General features: G+C 47.1%; 13 protein-coding genes. 9 read left to right on the top strand and 4 right to left on the bottom strand.

Translation table 11 applies throughout. From position 1 onward, the window contains the following. Positions 1-20 precede the first annotated feature (20 nt). The 3 genes from QUA88_RS09065 to ribD form a co-directional block, all read right to left on the bottom strand. Positions 21-632, bottom strand: a complete 612-nt coding sequence (locus QUA88_RS09065) for a hypothetical protein (protein WP_333054474.1) — start codon at positions 630-632, stop codon at positions 21-23. Between the two features lie 25 nt (positions 633-657). Continuing rightward, positions 658-2,091, bottom strand: a complete 1,434-nt coding sequence (locus QUA88_RS09060; RefSeq protein ID WP_333054472.1) for a transposase — start codon at positions 2,089-2,091, stop codon at positions 658-660. A 264-nt stretch (positions 2,092-2,355) separates the two neighbouring features. After that, positions 2,356-3,531, bottom strand: coding sequence for a bifunctional diaminohydroxyphosphoribosylaminopyrimidine deaminase/5-amino-6-(5-phosphoribosylamino)uracil reductase RibD (gene ribD / locus QUA88_RS09055; protein WP_333054471.1), 1,176 nt, complete (start codon positions 3,529-3,531; stop codon positions 2,356-2,358). Between the two features lie 11 nt (positions 3,532-3,542). On the opposite strand from ribD, the gene QUA88_RS09050 reads away from it, so the two are divergent. The 3 genes from QUA88_RS09050 (at position 3,543) to QUA88_RS09040 (ending at position 5,333) form a co-directional block, all read left to right on the top strand. Then, positions 3,543-3,770, top strand: a complete 228-nt coding sequence (locus QUA88_RS09050; protein WP_333054470.1) for a hypothetical protein — start codon at positions 3,543-3,545, stop codon at positions 3,768-3,770. Positions 3,771-3,851: 81 nt separating this feature from the next. Continuing rightward, positions 3,852-4,712 carry an FAD-binding domain-containing protein gene (locus QUA88_RS09045; protein ID WP_333054469.1) on the top strand — a complete coding sequence of 287 codons (861 nt, stop codon included), beginning with the start codon at positions 3,852-3,854 and terminating at the stop codon, positions 4,710-4,712. A gap of 207 nt (positions 4,713-4,919) precedes the next feature. Next, entirely contained in the window at positions 4,920-5,333 is a 414-nt protein-coding gene (locus tag QUA88_RS09040) for a hypothetical protein (RefSeq protein WP_333054468.1), read from the top strand. A 123-nt stretch (positions 5,334-5,456) separates the two neighbouring features. On the opposite strand, the gene QUA88_RS09035 is transcribed toward QUA88_RS09040, so the two are convergent. After that, entirely contained in the window at positions 5,457-5,996 is a 540-nt protein-coding gene (locus QUA88_RS09035; RefSeq protein WP_333054467.1) for a cyclic nucleotide-binding domain-containing protein, read from the bottom strand. 658 nt (positions 5,997-6,654) lie between these two features. Here QUA88_RS09035 and QUA88_RS09030 point away from each other — a divergent pair. The 6 genes from QUA88_RS09030 to QUA88_RS09005 all read left to right on the top strand — a co-directional run bounded on the left by QUA88_RS09030 (position 6,655) and on the right by QUA88_RS09005 (position 17,787). Next, positions 6,655-7,764 (top strand): hypothetical protein, encoded by a 1,110-nt coding sequence (locus tag QUA88_RS09030; RefSeq protein WP_333271305.1) that lies wholly within the window; start codon positions 6,655-6,657, stop codon positions 7,762-7,764. Between the two features lie 238 nt (positions 7,765-8,002). Beyond that, positions 8,003-8,407 carry a hypothetical protein gene (locus tag QUA88_RS09025; protein ID WP_333054463.1) on the top strand — a complete coding sequence of 135 codons (405 nt, stop codon included), beginning with the start codon at positions 8,003-8,005 and terminating at the stop codon, positions 8,405-8,407. Continuing rightward, positions 8,400-8,741, top strand: coding sequence for a type II toxin-antitoxin system PemK/MazF family toxin (locus QUA88_RS09020; RefSeq protein ID WP_333054462.1), 342 nt, complete (start codon positions 8,400-8,402; stop codon positions 8,739-8,741). The genes QUA88_RS09025 and QUA88_RS09020 overlap by 8 nt, the downstream gene beginning before the upstream one ends. A gap of 64 nt (positions 8,742-8,805) precedes the next feature. After that, positions 8,806-12,057, top strand: a complete 3,252-nt coding sequence (locus tag QUA88_RS09015; RefSeq protein WP_333211257.1) for an SMC family ATPase — start codon at positions 8,806-8,808, stop codon at positions 12,055-12,057. A gap of 387 nt (positions 12,058-12,444) precedes the next feature. Beyond that, on the top strand, positions 12,445-15,753 hold the full coding sequence (locus tag QUA88_RS09010) for a PAS domain S-box protein (RefSeq protein WP_333271300.1): 3,309 nt from the start codon (positions 12,445-12,447) through the stop codon (positions 15,751-15,753). 159 nt (positions 15,754-15,912) lie between these two features. Beyond that, complete coding sequence (locus QUA88_RS09005; protein ID WP_333211253.1) at positions 15,913-17,787, top strand: adenylate/guanylate cyclase domain-containing protein; 1,875 nt, start codon at positions 15,913-15,915, stop codon at positions 17,785-17,787. Positions 17,788-18,107 lie beyond the last annotated feature (320 nt).

Genomic DNA, 18,107 nt, shown 5'->3' with positions numbered 1-18,107 from the left:
ATCGACAATTTGCCAAGGTTTCACTTATTAGTTGCTGGCTCGCTGGGAGAAGGCAAAGATTGAACAGGTGCCGGAGGCCAATTAGAGCGACTTCTGGTGAGAGTGGTAGACACCAAAGCATAGCCCAAAACAGCAGGAAGCACGATCGCACTCAGAAACACGATCGCCACAGCCCAATTCATCGCAGTCGAGATTGGGCCGTAATGAGTGCGGTAAGGGTCAAACGTTGGTAAATTAGGCATCGGGGCGTCCCGCAGCGCGATCGAACGTTTGAACCGCACCCGCCTGTCGTCTAGCTTTTCGAGCAAAATCCAGCCAACTTCCGCCTCTTCACCGCATAGCTTGTGAAAAATCGCAGGATTGCGGAACAAATCGTTGCTAGCCCGCACAATCTTGTACTCCCAAACCGTCAAATCAACAGAATTGGGATCGGATTTGGGATTGCCCTTGGATCGCGCATTTTCAGGCGCATTAAAATTACCATCTTGAGATTCGTACCGAGTCAAAACTTCCTCCTCCTCATCGCATTTTTGCCCCGCATCCCATTGCTCGTGGCTCACCAAAATACCCACAACCGCAGCCTCCAAGCCGAGACTGCCAACCATCAAACTCCAAATCAGAATTTCAACCATAAAAGGAGGTGAACTAACCTGACGGTCAACTGAGTACAGTTAGACTGCAGGCTTCTTTTTCCTTTTTTGCAAAGGCTTTTTTGAGTGACGGAGTTCCCCCGCCACTTTCGTAACTCAGACCAATCTTTCTAATAAGTTTAGCTGAGTTTTCATCTCGATCCAATGATTCCCCACATTGACAGGAATGCCACCGATCCGATAATTCTTTCGGAACTTTATTTAGGCAGTTCCAGCAATGTTGAGAAGTTCCCTTCGGATCAACAAACAAAACGCTTTTACCCAATTTCCCGGCGACATATTTTAGGACGCTGGCGAACTGCCCATGAGCAGCATCAAGCATGGATTTATTCAAGCCACTTTTAGCTGATTGACCGTTGGGCAAATAAACCAAATTACCACTCTCAGTATCTGTTGTAGGTTTGGCGCGTCTAGTCAGATTTTTGACGCTCAAATCTTCAACAACTAAAACTTCACATTTCCCGAATAGATCATGTGCCGTTTTAAATTGAAAATCTAATCTAGCTCTGGCTACGAACTGATGAAGTCTAGAAATTCTGTCCTTGATAACTTTCCAAGGCTTAGAACCCTTAACTCGGTTAGCTAGCTTCCTTTGAAGTCTTGCCAGCTTCTGGGCAGACTTCCTCAAAAATCTAGGATTATCAACTCTTTCGCCATTAGAAAGATAAACGTAATTAGTTATTCCTAAATCTATACCAACAGTGTTTTCATCAGTCGGTTGAATTTCTGCAACCGTTACAGGAACCGTCTTATCTTCTAGCGTCAGGGAAATATACCACCCATCCGGTTCTCTAATAACGCTCCCCATCTTAACCTTGAAGCCCGTTGGTATTGGACGATGAAAAACCATAGGTACTTGACCTATCTTTGCGAGGCGAATGCAAATCCTATTTTGCTCATCCTTGACAATATCTAAGTTGTCTAATTGAGGATAAGTGAAGGATTTATAGTAGTGAAGCCCCTTAAACTTGGGTTGACCCCTACGATTGCCATTTTTATCGGGTGTGGTGAAATTTGAGAAGGAAGTTTCCACTCTGTTGACGACATCTTGCAAGACCTGTGAATCCAACACTTTATAATCAGGGAATAACTTTTTAGTGTTTTTGATGTCAGCCAGTTGTATCGTCTGCCACTGTACATATCCGCCTTCAATGTTCGAGAAAACGTCGCCTTTCTTAGTCAAAGGATTACCCGATTCATCCTTTTTTCTACCATCCCTAGTCTGCACTCTCGTCAAAGGAATGTTTTGATAAATCTCTTCAACAGGGACTATCGAAACAATCAAGGGACAGGCGTTGACGGGCGTTCTCGTGGCTGACCACCACCTAAATCTTTCGCCAAGTCGGTAGTTGTACTGCCGACGACATAGTTCTAGATGAGCCACAATTGTTGCCAATTGGGCTTTTGTGGGTTTGAGGCGGTATTTGTATGTTAGTTGCATGGGAAATTTCTTTTTTCGACCTACCTTAATGTACCATTTTTTCGATTTAATAGTTAGAGAAAGTACATCGAAGTTAAAGGTACTCGCAATGTCTAATTGTCGGTTTCCGTACCTACACCCGACGAGCCTTTCATCACGCGGGCGTAATTCATTCGGGGTACGGGGCGTAGCGCTCAGATGCGTCCCATCTGAATATACCGAGGGACTTCCCGGCTGGTAGTTAAAAGTTAAAAATCAAAAACTCAAAAGACTCGCTTTTAACTTTCAATCTTTAATTTTTAAATAGCCTTCAACCACACAATCTGTACCCACTGTGCGCCAAGAAACCCGCTCTAAAGTTAAAGCCTCAGTCATTGCCGAAAAGCCCAAATCTCCCACCGGAGTTGGAGCTCCTTGGCCACCGACAATTTTAGGAGCAATAAAAGCCATAATTTTTTGAACTGCACCCTCAGCAATTGCCCTCGCGGCCAAAGTGCCACCGCACTCCCAGAGTACAGAAAGAAAAGATCGATCGTACAAATAAGCCATAACATTAGTCGGTGTCAGAGGGGAGAGCTCCACAACTTCCACCCCTTTGGCGATCAAAAATTCCTGAAATTCCGGGTTAACCCCAGGCTCAGTCAGCACCAAAGTAGCCGCCACAGAGGTTTCCCACAACCAAGCCGACTTCGGCAAATCCAGAGTGCGGCTCATCACCACCCGCAGGGGATTATTCCTATCAGGCTGGTGACTCGTCAGTAGGGGATTGTCCAGACGCACCGTATTTCCCCCAACAATCACAGCATCGCAGCCGACGCGCACCCGGTGAACCTCGCTCCGAGCCTCCTCGCCTGTCACCCAAGCGCTGTGGCCGCTACTGGTAGCAATTTTACCGTCCAAAGTCATCGCATATTTCAAAATTCCCAAAGGCCGGCGGTGCAAAATCCGGTGCACAAAAGCCTCGTTGAGTTTTTGGCAAGCTTCCCCTTCCACTCCCGCCACCACTTCAATGCCAGCCTCTCGCAACCGGGCTAGCCCAGTGCCAGCTACCAAAGGATTCGGATCGACCATGCCAGCCACTACTTTTGCCACCTTGGCCTTAACTAAAGCTTCGGAACAGGGAGGAGTCCGGCCGTAGTGGTTGCAGGGTTCCAGGTTCACGTAGACAGTCGCTCCTTCGGCAAGTTCCCCCGCTTCCTGGAGCGCAAAAACTTCGGCGTGAGGTTGACCGGCACCGGGATGAAACCCTTCGCCGACAATCTTGCCGTCTCGGACAATTACAGAACCGACAAGGGGGTTGGGTGCGGTTTTGCCCAGAGCACGGCGAGCCAATTCTATGCAGCGGCGCATCATGGCTCGATCGAACTCTTGAACTTCGCTGTTTTCCAGTTGTTTTGTACCTTGCTGCTGTCCGTTAGCTAAGCTGGCGATCGCTTGAGCGTGCGCCGGAAAAGTTTCCATGAGATTTTGCTATGATATCTATCCCTGAGTGTACTGAGTTTGATGCTAATTTTGGCAGCGAACCCACAATCAATTGCGGCGGGGGCAAAATGTACGTTACCACTGAGATATTGCACCATTCTCAATTAGCCTTTATGAACAGGCTTTCCGGCCTGTTCCACAAGAAAATTTATCTTTTGTGGAACAGGCCGAAAAGCCTGTTGCTGACAAGGGTGCAAGATGTGAGTTACCAGGAGTGAAGGGCAATTTAGGGCATCTAGCCGCGGGCCCGATCGAATAGCTTTAACATTAAGAAAAAATAGCAGGTGCTTGAGAAAAGAATGAGTCAGGACATGAAGCGGGAATTTGCCAGCCGCGACGAATTAATTGCCTACGTGCGCCAACAGTTCCCCGAAGCCGCCCGGCGGGACAGCAGCGTACCCCCAACCCCAGGCGGGCGCAAAGCAGCCGAGACAGCCCTGCAACAAATTGACCCCGGCAAATACGCCTCAACCCGCAATTTCCTCAACGGTGCGGTAACGCGCTTGTCGCCCTATTTGCGCTACGGAGTTTTGAGTCTTGCCGAAGTCCGGGATGCCGTGCTGGAGAAGGTGCGGCATCCAGAAGAAGCTGTGAAACTTGTCAACGAGTTGGGTTGGCGGGATTATTGGCAGCGACTCTACGCCGAATTGGGCAACGGGATTTGGGAAGACCGGGAACCCTACAAAACTGGTTACACTGCCTCATCTTACAGCGAAACTCTGCCCCAGGATGTCGTCGAGGGCACGACTGGTTTGGTTTGCATCGACAGTTTCAGTCGCGAGTTGCGAGAAACTGGTTATTTGCACAATCACCAGCGGATGTGGACTGCCGCTTATCTCGTACACTGGCGCCGCGTGCGCTGGCAAGCCGGAGCTCGCTGGTTTTTGCAACACTTGCTAGATGGAGATCCGGCGAGCAATAATCTTTCTTGGCAGTGGGTAGCCAGCACTTTTAGTCACAAACCTTATTTTTTTAATCGGGAAAATTTGGAGCGTTACACTAAGGCGGTTTATTGTCGCGATTGTCCTCTGTATGGGCAATGCGATTTTGAGGGAACTTACGAATATTTGGAAGGGAAGTTGTTTCCTAATGGAGAAAAGGTCGATCGTAGCGGCGGTTCTAAAAGTTGGAACCGCCCTAAAAAAACTCGCAGAAATTAAAATGTCATTAGTAGACCTCTTGCAAAAATCCTTTTCCTCAATTGATGGGACGGGCTCTGGGGCCCATCCCACAAGAGTTATTTTTTCTTGTGGGATGGGCCCCAGAGCCCGTCCTAATTATTTTTGCAAGAGGTCTAGTCATTAGTCAGTAGTCAGTAGTTATCAACAGTTAACAGTCAACAGTCAAAAGTTAACAATTACTAATTTATGAACAATCCGATTATTTGGCTGCACGGTGACTGTTTGAGTCCTGAAGGCCCCGCTTTTCAAGCGCACCCACAGGCACCGGCTATCTGGGTTTGGGATGATGCGCTGATTGATGAATGGCAGTTGAGTCTCAAACGAATGGTGTTTATTTACGAATGTTTGCTGGAGTTGCCAGTAGTTATTCGGCGGGGCGATGTGGCTGCGGAAGTTATCGCTTTTGCGATCGAATCCGGCGCTAATCAAGTGGTAACTACCGAAAGTCCCAGTCCTCGCTTTCAGGATATTTGCGGGAAAATTAAGCGATCGCACCCAGTAGAAGTTTTGCCACCGGAACCCTTTGTCCGCTACGATGGTTACATTGATTTGAAGCGTTTTTCTCGCTATTGGCGCGTCGCTGAAAAATATGTTTTCTAATTAGGAATTGGGAATTTGTAATTGGAAATAGGTGTTCTTTTCTCTTCTTCCTTCTTCCCTCTTCCTTCTTCCTGAAATCCGTTACATCCGTTACAGAATCCGTTGCCGAACTTCCTTCTTTCTTCAACTCCCCTTCAAACGCTCCAACAGCCATTGAAATCTCGATGCCGCCAAATCGGGATTTTCGACATTTCCCCGGAGGGCGTCCTCGCCGTCGGGATCTTCATATATTAAACCATCACTATCATCGCCGAAGCGTTTGACTGTACCCCGCAGTCTCGACGACAGAAATTTGGTAATCGCCCGATAAAACCGCAGGGAAAAAAGCACGTCTTGCTCGAGTTTTTCAGTTAGCAGTCGCCGGGGAATTGACAGGATGAGGCACTCTTCAATTGCCGTGACGCTAGCAGAAGGAAGCCTCCCGTCTACAAAAGACATTTCGCCTAACACTTCCCCGGAAATAATTTTTCCAATTTCTTTGTCGCCCAAAGATGATACAGCAACGCTCAAAGTTCCCTCCAGAACTATGTACAGGGCGTCTAAGGGCTTTCCTTCGGCGATCAGGGTTGTGCCGGGGAGGACTTGGGTGCGGGTGCCGTTGGCGAGCATCCAATCGATGTCGCGATCGCTCAATTCGCCTAATATCACTAGAACTTTGCTCATAAAGTCAGGTTGAGATGAGATAATTTGTATTTTTTTACTTGTTTAGTTGCGTGCTGTTGTGAGATGGTCAGACCCTGAGCGAAAGCGAAGGCTAAACTTTACAAATAGAACACTAAATTTTACACAATTTTCATAATATTCAGTAATTTTGACACGATCGAGCCACAAATCTTTCTCGAATCGGTGGTATTATTCTACATTACTTGTCAGGAACCCTGCAGCAGCCGATCGCGTTGTATTAACTGCACTTGCTTGGGACGGCGGGGTTGCCCAAACTGTTTTAAAAGCTTGTTGTCTCTTGGTTTAGAGCTGGTGCGCCCTCAAAAACCGGATTTTTCCGGCGTGGCTGCGAGTGCAGCGCCCCCAAGTAAAGTATTGTAGGATGCAAGCGAGGCGAACGATCGACCCCTCAATTAAACAGGATTAAGGATGAAATCATCCCTAGGATTGATTTTTTGCCGATCGATCTGTAAATTAAAATTAGCCTCTAAACCCACCGTCCGTTCTTGAATCTAATCAGCTTGAGAGTTGACTATTCAACGGTAAAATGGCAATCTAGGAACAACACAACTCATATTTGTGTCTTTTTTTCCCAAAGCTCTCGACGTTCTCCCTCAAACACTTACACTTTTAACACACCCTTCATTGAGGAGTTGCTATGAATAGTCTATTTTCCAAGTCTACTTTTGCGTTAATAAATCTTGCAGCTTTAGCTGTTTGTTGCAGTACCATGTCAGCGAAAGCTGAAACTGGCAACTTGCCCGATGTCGCTACAACTGCAACAATCGCAGCTCAAAATATTGACCAAACTTCTGAGCAGACGGCAACTTCAGCAGTTAAACCCGACGCAGAAACAACGGCTAGTAATAAAAAAATTGATTCAATCAGTTGGAGCGAACTAACAGAAGCGGCAGAGCCAGCAGCCTCTGAACCTGCCGCCAACTTGCAAGTATCTATTGCTGCACCCGAAAAATCGGAAGCAGCAACATCTGAAATTGCTGAGACAGAAACAGCGCAAAATACATCCATTGCTGCTGAGACTCAAAAGTCGGAAGAAACCGCTAAAATTGCTGATAATGGTGTCAAAGTGCAGTCAACAGTCGAGACTGTCAAAAAGAGCGATCGACCTACCTCAATTGTTGCCCAGAGCAATAATCTTGAAGTAACAGCAACAAAGGAAGAAAAAGAAGTCCAAACAGCACAAGAATTGTTGAGCAATCCTGTCAGCACTTCCGCCTCAGCTCTGACAAACCAACCGAAAGTTGCCCAAAAACCTGCAACTGTCTCCGAAGCAACTGAAAAAGTAGCTCAAGGAACTCAAATCCGACCAGGCCGAGCAACCCGTTCTGGGCCCAGCTACATCGGCATTGGCGGCAATCTAGGTTTTGGCGGAGATTCAGCTTTAGGCGACGGTTCATTTGCGATTATTAGCAAAATCGGTTTGACGAACAATTTCTCGGTGAGACCGACTGTTTTGTTCCGCGACAACTTAGCTTTTCTAGTTCCTGTTACCTACGATTTTGTATCTCAAGAGACCGTGGAAGTCAGCGATGATTTTGTGATTACTGCTGCTCCTTATGCAGGTGCTGGCGTGCTAATTTCTACCGGTGATGACGGTACTTTTGGCTTCCTGATTTCGGGAGGTGTAGATGTGCCACTGTCGAGAAATTTTACAGCCACAGCCGGACTGAATATTGGTTTTGTAGACGGAGCTGAAGTGGGATTGTTGGTCGGTGTCGGCTATACGTTCCCGAATATTGCCCGGTAGTGTTGCTGTTTGAGCAAACGCATGACAAATAAATAAGCGCGGGGTTGGCTGTAGGAATACAGTCAACCCTTTTTGATGATGGAAAATCTGCCTATGCGATCAATGTAGGGTGCGCCATAAGCACAGAGCGGTAATGTAGGTTGCGTCATAAGCACAGAGCGCCGATAGGGATTTTTGTGAAAGATATAATGATGGTGCGATCGATCTTATATCTTGCACCATTTTCAATAAGCTTTTTATGGACGGGCTCTCCTGCCCATCCCACAATCAAATTCACTCTTTGTGGAACAGGCCGGAAAGCCTGTTCTTGAAAATGGTGCAACATATGAGATCGATCGCACTTTCTCACCAACCACCCGAAAAAACCGTGACCAAAACAGAAATCTTAGCAGCACTCAAAAATCTGACAGCAGAAGAACGCCTAGAAATCATCGAAACAGCTTCGCGGATGATGCGCGAAGAAATAGAAGAAAAAGCCCAGCGCAAAGCTGAGAGAAAACGCAGACTCAGAGCCGCAGCAGAAGCAGCGGTTCCTTTGTATGAACCAGGAGGGCCGCTGCACGATTTGTGGTCGCCCGACAGCGAACCGTATTTCGATTCAGAGGAAGAATACCTGAGCGCAGGGGTAGAAACTAATGCGTAAGGGCGAAATTTGGCTTGTCAAACTAGATCCAACGGTGGGAGATGAAATTGGCAAAACTAGACCTGTTGTGGTTGTCAGCGATGATGAATTGGGAAAGTTGCGGCTCAAAGTAATTGTTCCAATTACAGCATGGAACGATCTTTTTTCCCCGCTTGATTGGATGGTGCAGCTCGAACCGACCTCAGAAAATGGCTTAGCCAAACTCTCAGCAGCCGATACTTTTCAAGTCCGTTCCGTCTCCCAACAAAGATTTGTCCGACAACTCGGAACCCTGTCCGAGACAATTATGGAAGAAATTGCAGAAGCACTGACAATTGTTCTGGATCTAGATTGAATAACTAGGCAACAGCGTACAAATAGTGTTATTTATAGATAGATTGTATGGCGCGATGGCCTAAATGATTCCTATACAACTTACACTCAAAAATTTTCTCAGCTATCGCGAAGCTGCTTTAGACTTTCGCGGCCTGCACACCGCTTGCATTTGCGGGCCTAACGGTGCTGGCAAATCCTCCCTCTTAGAAGCCATATCCTGGGCACTTTGGGGCTGTTGTCGCAGCGATACGGAAGACGATATCATCCATATCGGCGAAACTGATGTGCGCGTTGATTTCACTTTCTCCACCGGCGGCCAAATCTACCGGGTGATTCGCAACCGCCGACGCGGACAATCGGGAAGTTTGGAATTTCAAGTAGCAACAAACCCCCCCTTCCCCCCCCTTGGTAAGGGGGGGCCACAAGAAGTGAATTCTTCCCTTGGTAAGGGGGGGCCACAAGAAGTGAATTCTTCCCTTGGTAAAGAGGAACCCGAAGAAGTAAATTCTTCTCCCCCCCTTAGTAAGGGGGGGTCGGGGGGGGTGAATTTTCGCACGCTCACAGACAAGGGGCTGAGAACAACTCAGCAAAAAATCCTCGAACACATCAAACTTGATTACGATACTTTCATCAACTCGGCGTATTTGCGACAGGGGCGAGCTGATGAATTTATGCTCAAAAAGCCGATCGAACGCAAACAAGTTTTAGCCAACCTGCTCAAGCTCGACTCCTACGACACTTTATCCGACCAAGCCAAAGATACGTCCAAACAATTTAAAGCTCAAGTCGATGTACTCAAACAGAGTTTGCTAACCGTACAAGAGCAACTGCAACAAAAAGAGACCATCGCCGCCGAACAAACTCAATTGCAGCAAGCAACCGATTTGCTTCAGCAGCAGCAGCAAGCCGACACAACCGAGTTACAGCAACTGCAACTCCAGCACCACAACCGTCAAACTTGGCAAAAACTCCTCGCCGGCCACCAGCAACAGCACTACAATATCACTCAAGAATGCCGCCGCTTGCAGCAAGAACTCAGCGCCGCCAAACAGCAGCAAAATGAGCTACAAGCCCTCCTAGTTCAAGAAAATGAAATAACAGAAGGGATTGCGTATTTCCACAGCTTGCAAGCCACAGAAGAGACTCTGGCTGGTAAATTCAAAGCTAACCAACAAGCCCAAAACCAGCGTCAACAATTGCAAGAACAGCAGCGGCAAGAACTGAGCTTTTTGCAAAGCAAAATTCAGCAGTTGCAAGCTCAATTAGATGTTTTAGAACAGGATGAAAAAGATGTTCTGGAAATTCTCAAACAGCAGCCGGAGGTTGACAAAGGACTCGCACAGTTGCAAGCAGTTCGATCGCGCCTCAACGAACTAGAGCAACTGCAACTGCAAGTTTCGCCGCTTCTACAACAGCAGCAGCAAAAGCAACAAAAGCTCGATCGCGCCCGCGCCGGTTTAACCGCCCGCTTAGAGGAAATCAACCGACAGGTGCAAGTTCAGCAGCAGCAGCGACAGCCGCAATTACAGCAGGAAATCTCGGCCATCGCCAATCAAATTTTGCAGTTGGAAAACAAGCGAGTTTATCAGCAGCGAGTCCGCGAAAAAGGTCAAGAAAGGCACGACTTTCTCGGAAACCTGCAAGCCAAAAGCCGCGACTATCAAACCAGACTCGCCGAGATCGACCAAAAACTGCAACTGCTGCGGAAACATGAAGGAGAAAAAACCGCAGGTGAAGGTAAAGCCTCGAATTTTGCGGAAAACGAGCCATCAAATTCGCATTTAATGGTGCGGGATACAAATTTTGGCAATTGTCCTTTGTGCGATCGACCTTTAGACGAACACTACTGGAATTTGGTAGTCACAAAACACCACACCCAACAGCAGGAAATCTGGAACCAACTGTGGGTTGTGCGCGAACAGTTAGCCGTCTCCGAGCGCGAAATTCAAGTCCTCAGACATGAATACCGCGAACTAGAAGAGGAATTAGCGCCCTACCAAGAATTGCGGGAACGTCGCAGTCATTTGCAAGCACAATTAGATAGCCTGAGTCAAGATGAAACTCGACTGCAGAGTATGCGTCAAGACGCGGCAGAAATAGAGCGGTTGCTACGCACAGGCGAGTATGCAGCGGAGGATTTGGGCGAACTCCAGCAAATCGAACAGCAACTGCAACAGCTCAATTACAGCGATCGCAGCCATTCCCTCGCCCGCAGCGATGAAAAGCGCTTGCGGTGGGCGGAAATTAAGCAAGCTCAAATCAAAGACGCTCAGCAGAAACTGAATAAAATTAATGCCCGTCGCCCGGATTTGCAAACTCAATTAGCCACCGTACAGCAACAGTTAGAACAGCAAAAAAACAGCTCGGAAATACAGCAGCAAATTCTATCTTTAGATAGATACATTGCGGAAATTGGCTATAATTTGGAACAGCACGAACACGTGCGGAGCGAAATGCGCCGATCGCAGTTTTGGATCGCCCGCGCCGAAAAATTGCGATCGGCAACTGTGCAGTATCCGCAAGTGCAGCAGCGGGTTAATGAAATAGCAAATTCCATCGCTGTGCGCGATCGAGATTTGCAAGCTGTCAGCGCTCAAACTTCCGCGATGAACCAGCAGTTGCAAGAACATCCCGATCCCACAGCGCGCATAAGTGCGATCGAACAGCAAATCAGTCGCCGCCGCCAGCAGCTAGACCAACATTTGGGCAGTCTCGGACGCCTCCAGCAGCAGCAGCAAAATCTGGAAACTCTGCAAGTTCAGCTAGTAGCTCAAAAAGAGCAAATGCAAGTTGCAAAACGCCAGCAGCGAGTTTATCAAGAGTTGGGTCAAGCATTTGGTAAAAACGGCATTCAAGCTTTAATGATTGAAAATGTTTTGCCTCAACTTGAAGCTGAAACAAATCAGATATTGTCGAGATTGAGCGCCAATCAATTGCACGTTCAATTTATTACTCAGCGGGCGGCTGCTTCTAAAAAAGCAACTAAATTGATTGACACTTTAGACATTTTAATTGCTGATGCTCGCGGGACTCGCGCCTACGAAACTTACTCTGGCGGTGAAGCTTTTCGGATTAATTTTGCGATTCGGCTGGCGCTGGCGAGACTGCTGTCTCAGCGGGCGGGTACGGCTTTGCAAATGTTGATTATTGATGAGGGATTTGGGACTCAGGATGCTGAAGGGTGCGATCGGCTGATTGCTGCAATTAATGCGATCGCCTCCGACTTCGCCTGCATCCTCACCGTTACCCATATGCCTCACCTGAAAGAAGCTTTTCAAGCCAGGATTGAAGTAAGCAAAACTGCTCAGGGTTCTTGCCTTAGCTTGTCAATTTAAAAGGGTTGATGAGCCGGATGGAAGGAGGAGAAGAAAAAAAGTTAAAAATCTCAGTATTTTCACCTTCTGTTTTCTTGCCGCCTTCGGTATTTTCACCTTCTGTTTTCTGGATAAGTGCCTCATGCCTTCGGTGATACTACTTACTTTCAAACAAAAAGGCAATTGTAGGCCCGTGCCCCAAACCATAATGGAATCAGTCATTGCCAATCTAAAATCTAAAATCTAAAATCTACAATGGTATTACTCCTTTCCCCGTCGGCTTTTTTGGGCTGCTGATTTTGTTAAAAAAGCTAAATTAAAAATAAAATTATAGAATAAGAATGGCTCAAGCTATTTATAATTTTCTATTGTTCTGTCCGCTCCCAAGGAGTTTGGATATTGCTACAGATGACAACAGACTCTTTCAACCTGTCTCTCCTAGAACGGGCGATCGCAGCGTCGAGCAACAGCATTCTCATCGCGGATGCTCGCAAGCCTGACATACCGATTATCTACTGCAATCCTGCTTTTGAGAAACTGACCGGTTACAGTGCCGAAGAAGTTATTGGACGCAACTGCCGATTTTTGCAGGGCCCAGATACCGATCAGGTCGAATTAAATAAACTCCGCCGCAGCTTGGAAGCGGGAACGGAAATTCAGGTAGTGCTCAAAAATTATCGCAAAGACAAAACTCCTTTTTGGAACGAATTAATGGTTTCCCCCATCTTAGACAATGAGGGAAAATTAACTCATTTTATCGGAGTTCAGAACGATATTAGCAAAAGAGTAGCAGCCGAAACTGCCAGGGAAGAAAGCGAAGAAAGATTGCGCGCGATTGCCAGTACAACTCCCGTGCCCCTGTTAATTACGCGCCTAGAAGACAGCGTCATTTTGTATGCAAATCCTGCTGTTGGTGAAAGTTTAGGTTTGAGTTATGAACAACTTGTGGGTGGAGAAAAAATTGACATCTATGCCAATATAAATGACAACATTCAACTACTAGAATTGGTCAAAAAGAATGGCTTTAGCGACCGCGAAGAAATCTGCCTCAAGAAAGCAAATGGCAGTTTTTTTTGGGTAAAAATGTCGATGCGAGCGATTAATTTTAATGGGGAAGCCGCAATTTTATCGGCATTTTACGATATTACCGCTCGCGTAGAAGCAGAAACAGCACTACGGCAAAGCGAAGCGAGGTTTCAAAAACTAGCAGCCAACGTTCCGGGAATGATTTATCAATTTCAGTTAGCAGCAGACGGCACTATGTCATTCCCCTACGTCAGTTCCGGCTGTCGCGAACTCTGGGAATTAGAACCAGAGGTACTGCAAAACTCAGCTATTCCCGCGCTCGAAATGATTCATCAAGACGATGCGCCAAGCTTCCATGAATCTGTTGCTATCTCAGCTAAAACTTTAGAGCCTTTGCGGTGGGAAGGCAGATTTGTTTTTCCGGGCGATCGGATTAAGTGGATTAGCGGGGCTTCCCGACCAGAACCGGGCGAAAAAGATAACATTATTTGGGACGGCTTGTTGATTGATATTAGCGATCGCAAACTTGCAGAATCAGCACTGCGGCAAAGCGAAGCCAGATTCCAAAAAATGGCCGCCAATGTGCCGGGAATGATTTATCAATACTTGCGGCATCCCGACGGTTCCGATGAATTCATTTATCTCAGTTCAGGCTGCTGGGAACTCTACGAATTAGATCCTGAAAAAGTTCAACAAAACTCCGATTTAATTTGGGCAAGGGTGCATCCAGAAGACCTAAAAAATCTGTTAGAATCAATCGCCCTTTCCGGCAAAACTCTCAAACCTTGGATATATGAAGGGCGGATCGTAACCGGATCGGGAAAACTGAAATGGATTCGCGGCATAGCCCGCCCCGAACGGCAGCCTGGGGGCGATATACTGTGGGAGGGAGTGACAATCGACATCAGCGATCGCAAGCTAGCAGAAATCGCCCTGGGCCAGTCAAAAATCGCCCTGCAACAAGCCAATCAAGAACTTGAAAAGCGCGTCCGAGAACGCACGGAAGCCTTGGAAACATCCCAAAAAATGCTATGGTTAGTAATCAATAACATCCCTCAGTTAATCGCCTGGAAAGATCGAGATTTAGTTTACTTGGGAGGCAACAAAAATTTTGCCAAAGTCGCAGGTTTCAATCACCCCAGTGAAATCGCCGGTCTCACCGACTTCGATATGCCCTGGAAGCCGGAAGAAACAGAATTTTTTCGAGCCTGCGACCGCCGGATTATGGCAACCAACACCCCAGAATATCACATCATAGAATCTAAAATGCAAGCCGACGGCACCCAGTGCTGTCTGGATACAAATAAAATACCTTTACACGACAATTCCGGCAATGTTGTCGGCATTTTGTCTACCTTTGAAGACATCACCGATCGGCTTTCGCTAACAGCTAAAGTCCGGGCTAGCGAGGAACTATTTCGCACAATTTTTGAAGATGCACCCATCGCTATCTACTTAGCTAATTTAGATGATAACAAGTTAGTGAGAGTCAATAAAACTTACTGTGAAATGCTGGGATATACCGCAGCCGAATTGCTCGCCCAAACATTTATTGAACTTGGGCATCCCGAAGATTCTCCCAAAAATCTCCAAGTTGCTGATTCTCTTGAGCGGGGAGAAATTACTCACTATCAAATCGAACTCCGCCAGATTACCGCTACAGGTAAAATTGTTTGGGTAAATGTGACAGCTACTTTAATTCGAGACGGCGAAGGACAACCTATTTACAACTTAGGGATGATTGAAAATATAACCAATCGCAAAATTTCCGCCGCCGCACTCCAAGCTTCCGAATCTCAATTAAGAAAACAAGCCGCCCAATTGCAAGAAGCCTACGAACAACTACAAAACGCTCAAATCCAATTAGTTCAATCCGAAAAAATGTCGAGTCTCGGTCAGATGGTGGCTGGGATTGCCCACGAAATTAACAATCCCGCAACTTTTATTAACGGCAATATTTCTCACACTTATAACTATTTTCACGATTTAATTGAACTGTTAAGTCTCTACCAGGAATGCTATCCGTCCCCAGTACCTCAGATTGCTGAAAAAGTTAAGGAGTTAGAGTTGGATTTTCTGAAGGAAGATTTGCCGAAAATGCTGAATTCCATGAGAGTAGGAGTAGAAAGAATCAGGAATATTGTGTTGTCGCTGCGAAATTTTTCGAGACTGGATGAATCAGAAATGAAGTTGGTAGACCTTCATGAAGGAATTGACAGTACACTGTTAATTTTGCAGCATAGATTGCATCAAGCAAGTATAAAAAGCGGGATTGAAATCATTAAAGAATACGGAAAGATATCCAAAATATACTGTTGTGCGGGACAGTTAAACCAGGTTTTTCTCAATATTATAAGCAATGCGATCGACGCTCTAGAAAACCAACCGGAACCTCGGACGATCGTGATTCGCACCCTCATGAAAAAAGCTGGGTTGAAAAGCCACAGTAAAAGCCAGCTCAGTGATTGCGATCGCATTGTAATTTGCATCGCCGACAGTGGGCCGGGAATGAGCGAAGAGGTTCGCAAGCGGCTATTTGACCCGTTCTTCACCACCAAGCCCGTAGGGGCTGGAACCGGCTTAGGATTATCCATCAGCCATCAGATTGTGGTAGAAAAACATAAGGGAAGCCTGCGGTGCATCTCAGCGCCCGGACAGGGAGCGGAATTCTGGATTGAAATCCCCTGCTGAGCGATCGTCGATTAATCTAAAAGTTTAAATATCTAACTTTTAACTCCCAATTGCCGTCGGTGCTTGAGTTATCAGGGTTTTGAATTAACCGCACTCAGAGGCCGGAACAAATCGCACTCAGCGGTGTGCTAATCTGCTGCCCTTATTCGCTAGGCAAATATGCTGAAAAAACTACCTTTATCCTGGTCTCGCTACATTCCAGCCGGGTTGACGCTGGGTTTGGGTGTGGGACTGTCGCTTCTCACATTCGCCTTGGTTTGGGACTGGGAAGACAAGCGCCGCGACTACGAAATGCACCGCCGCATTGACGATATTTCGATCGGCATCGAACGCCAGCTCAACTCCGACTTAGATACTGTTCTCGCCCTCAGCGACTACATGAAAGCCTTCAACACCGTCGAGCGTTCCTCTTTTGCCCGGTTTGTCGCCCGTCCCCTATCCGTCCACCCCAGCCTGCAACTCCTGGCTTGGGCCCCCCGCGTCCCCCAGGACGAGCGACGCAACTACGAAACCAAAGCTAGAACCGAAACCGACCCCAGCTTCGAGATTACAGAGCGTGGCCCGCGAGGAGAACTCCGCAAGGCCCTCCAGCGTTCCGAATACTTCCCGGCTTTCTACGTCGAACCACCAGCCGGAAACGAGACAGCATTCGGCTTTGACCTCGCCTCCCACCCAGAAATCCGCGCTGCGCTCGATCGAGGACGCGATACAGGAGAAATGATTGTCACCAACTACATCGGCTTAACTCAAGGCAATTCCCCGGAACTAGGTCTTTTGGCCATAGTTCCGATTTACGAAAACAGCAGTAACCCGACTACCCTGGAATCCCGTCGCCAACTGCTACAAGGATTTGTTCTGGGCGTATTTCGAGGCAAAGATATTTTCCAAACCTCTTTAAAAGGACGCAATACCGAATACCTCAATATTTATCTCGTTAGCGAGGCTCCAGACAAGCAACAAGCAGCGTCACTGTTACCCCAAACGGCCAACCCGGTTCTCAAAAATCTCCCTGCTGAGGGCCAAATTCAGCAATTTGCGGTGCAGTTCCAATCCGCGAGCCAACAAGTGCTTCCAGTATCAGCCACTGCTGACCGATCCCTCATGCAAAACTGCCCAATTCTTGACAATCCAGGCCCGAACTATACAGCTTGCAGAAGGCGGCTGAAAATTAGCGGCCGCCAGTGGTCTATGTACGTGTCTGCAACGCCGGAAATTCGCCGGATTCGCAAGCACTGGCGCTCTTGGGGAACTCTGACGATGGGGATGCTGTGGACTCTGATTCCGGTGACATATATGCTGACATCTTTGAGTCGCACCGCCCAAATCGAAAAGCTAGCCGGAGAAAGAATTCGCCAAGCCGAACAGTTGCAGGCTGCTTACCTACAGTTGGAACTCGAACAAGCTAAATCCGAGCAACTGCTGCTCAACGTTTTGCCTGCTGCGATCGCCCTGCGTTTGAAGGACAATGAACACAATATCGCCGAAAGTTTTGCGGAAGTAACTGTGATGTTTGCCGACATTGTGGGGTTTACAGAGCTTTCGTCGAGAATTTCAGCGACGGCGGTGGTGGAAGTGCTCAACGATATTTTTTCGGCTTTTGACCACTTGGCCGATCGCCACGGTTTAGAGAAAATTAAGACTATTGGTGACGCTTACATGGTTGTCGGCGGTTTGCCTACAGCCAGAGAGGATCATGCCGAGGCCGTTGCGAACATGGCGATCGATATGCTGCACGAAATTAGGCTGCTGAGTTTAGAACATTCGGAACCTTTCAGCATTCGGATCGGGATTAGCAGTGGCCCTGTCGTTGCAGGCGTTATCGGCTTAAAAAAGTTTATTTACGACCTCTGGGGCGACACAGTAAATATTGCTTCGCGCATGGAATCCCACGGGATTACCGGCTGCATTCAAGTCACCGCCGAAACCTACGAGAGATTAAAAGATAAATATACTTTTCAGAAGCGCGGCGCCATTCAAGTTAAGGGCAAGGGATACATGGTTACTTATTTACTGACTGGGAAAAAAGATTATTGACAATCAAGCATCCGGGATACAAGCCCCCGGATTCATTCGTCCAGAAATAAAAAACCTGTATCCGATGAAACTTGCCCCCCAAATTTATCCGTGGGGTCAGTCGATTTTAGATTTTAGATTTTAGATTTACCCCACAGATAAATCTGGGATCTTGAACTAGGGTCTAAAAATTTTATCTTTCCACGACAGGAGTACGTGGCACGGTATCCGTTTTTGGGCTGGGTCAAGGCTTCTATTCTTTAATCTTTAATCTTTAATCTTTAATCTTTAATCTTTAATCTTTAATCTTTAATCTTTAATCTTTAATCTTTAATCTTTAA

This window comes from Microcoleus sp. D3_18_C2 (assembly GCF_036702395.1).
Lineage (GTDB): Bacteria > Cyanobacteriota > Cyanobacteriia > Cyanobacteriales > Microcoleaceae > Microcoleus.
This window is presented reverse-complemented; position numbering and strand designations above follow the sequence as displayed.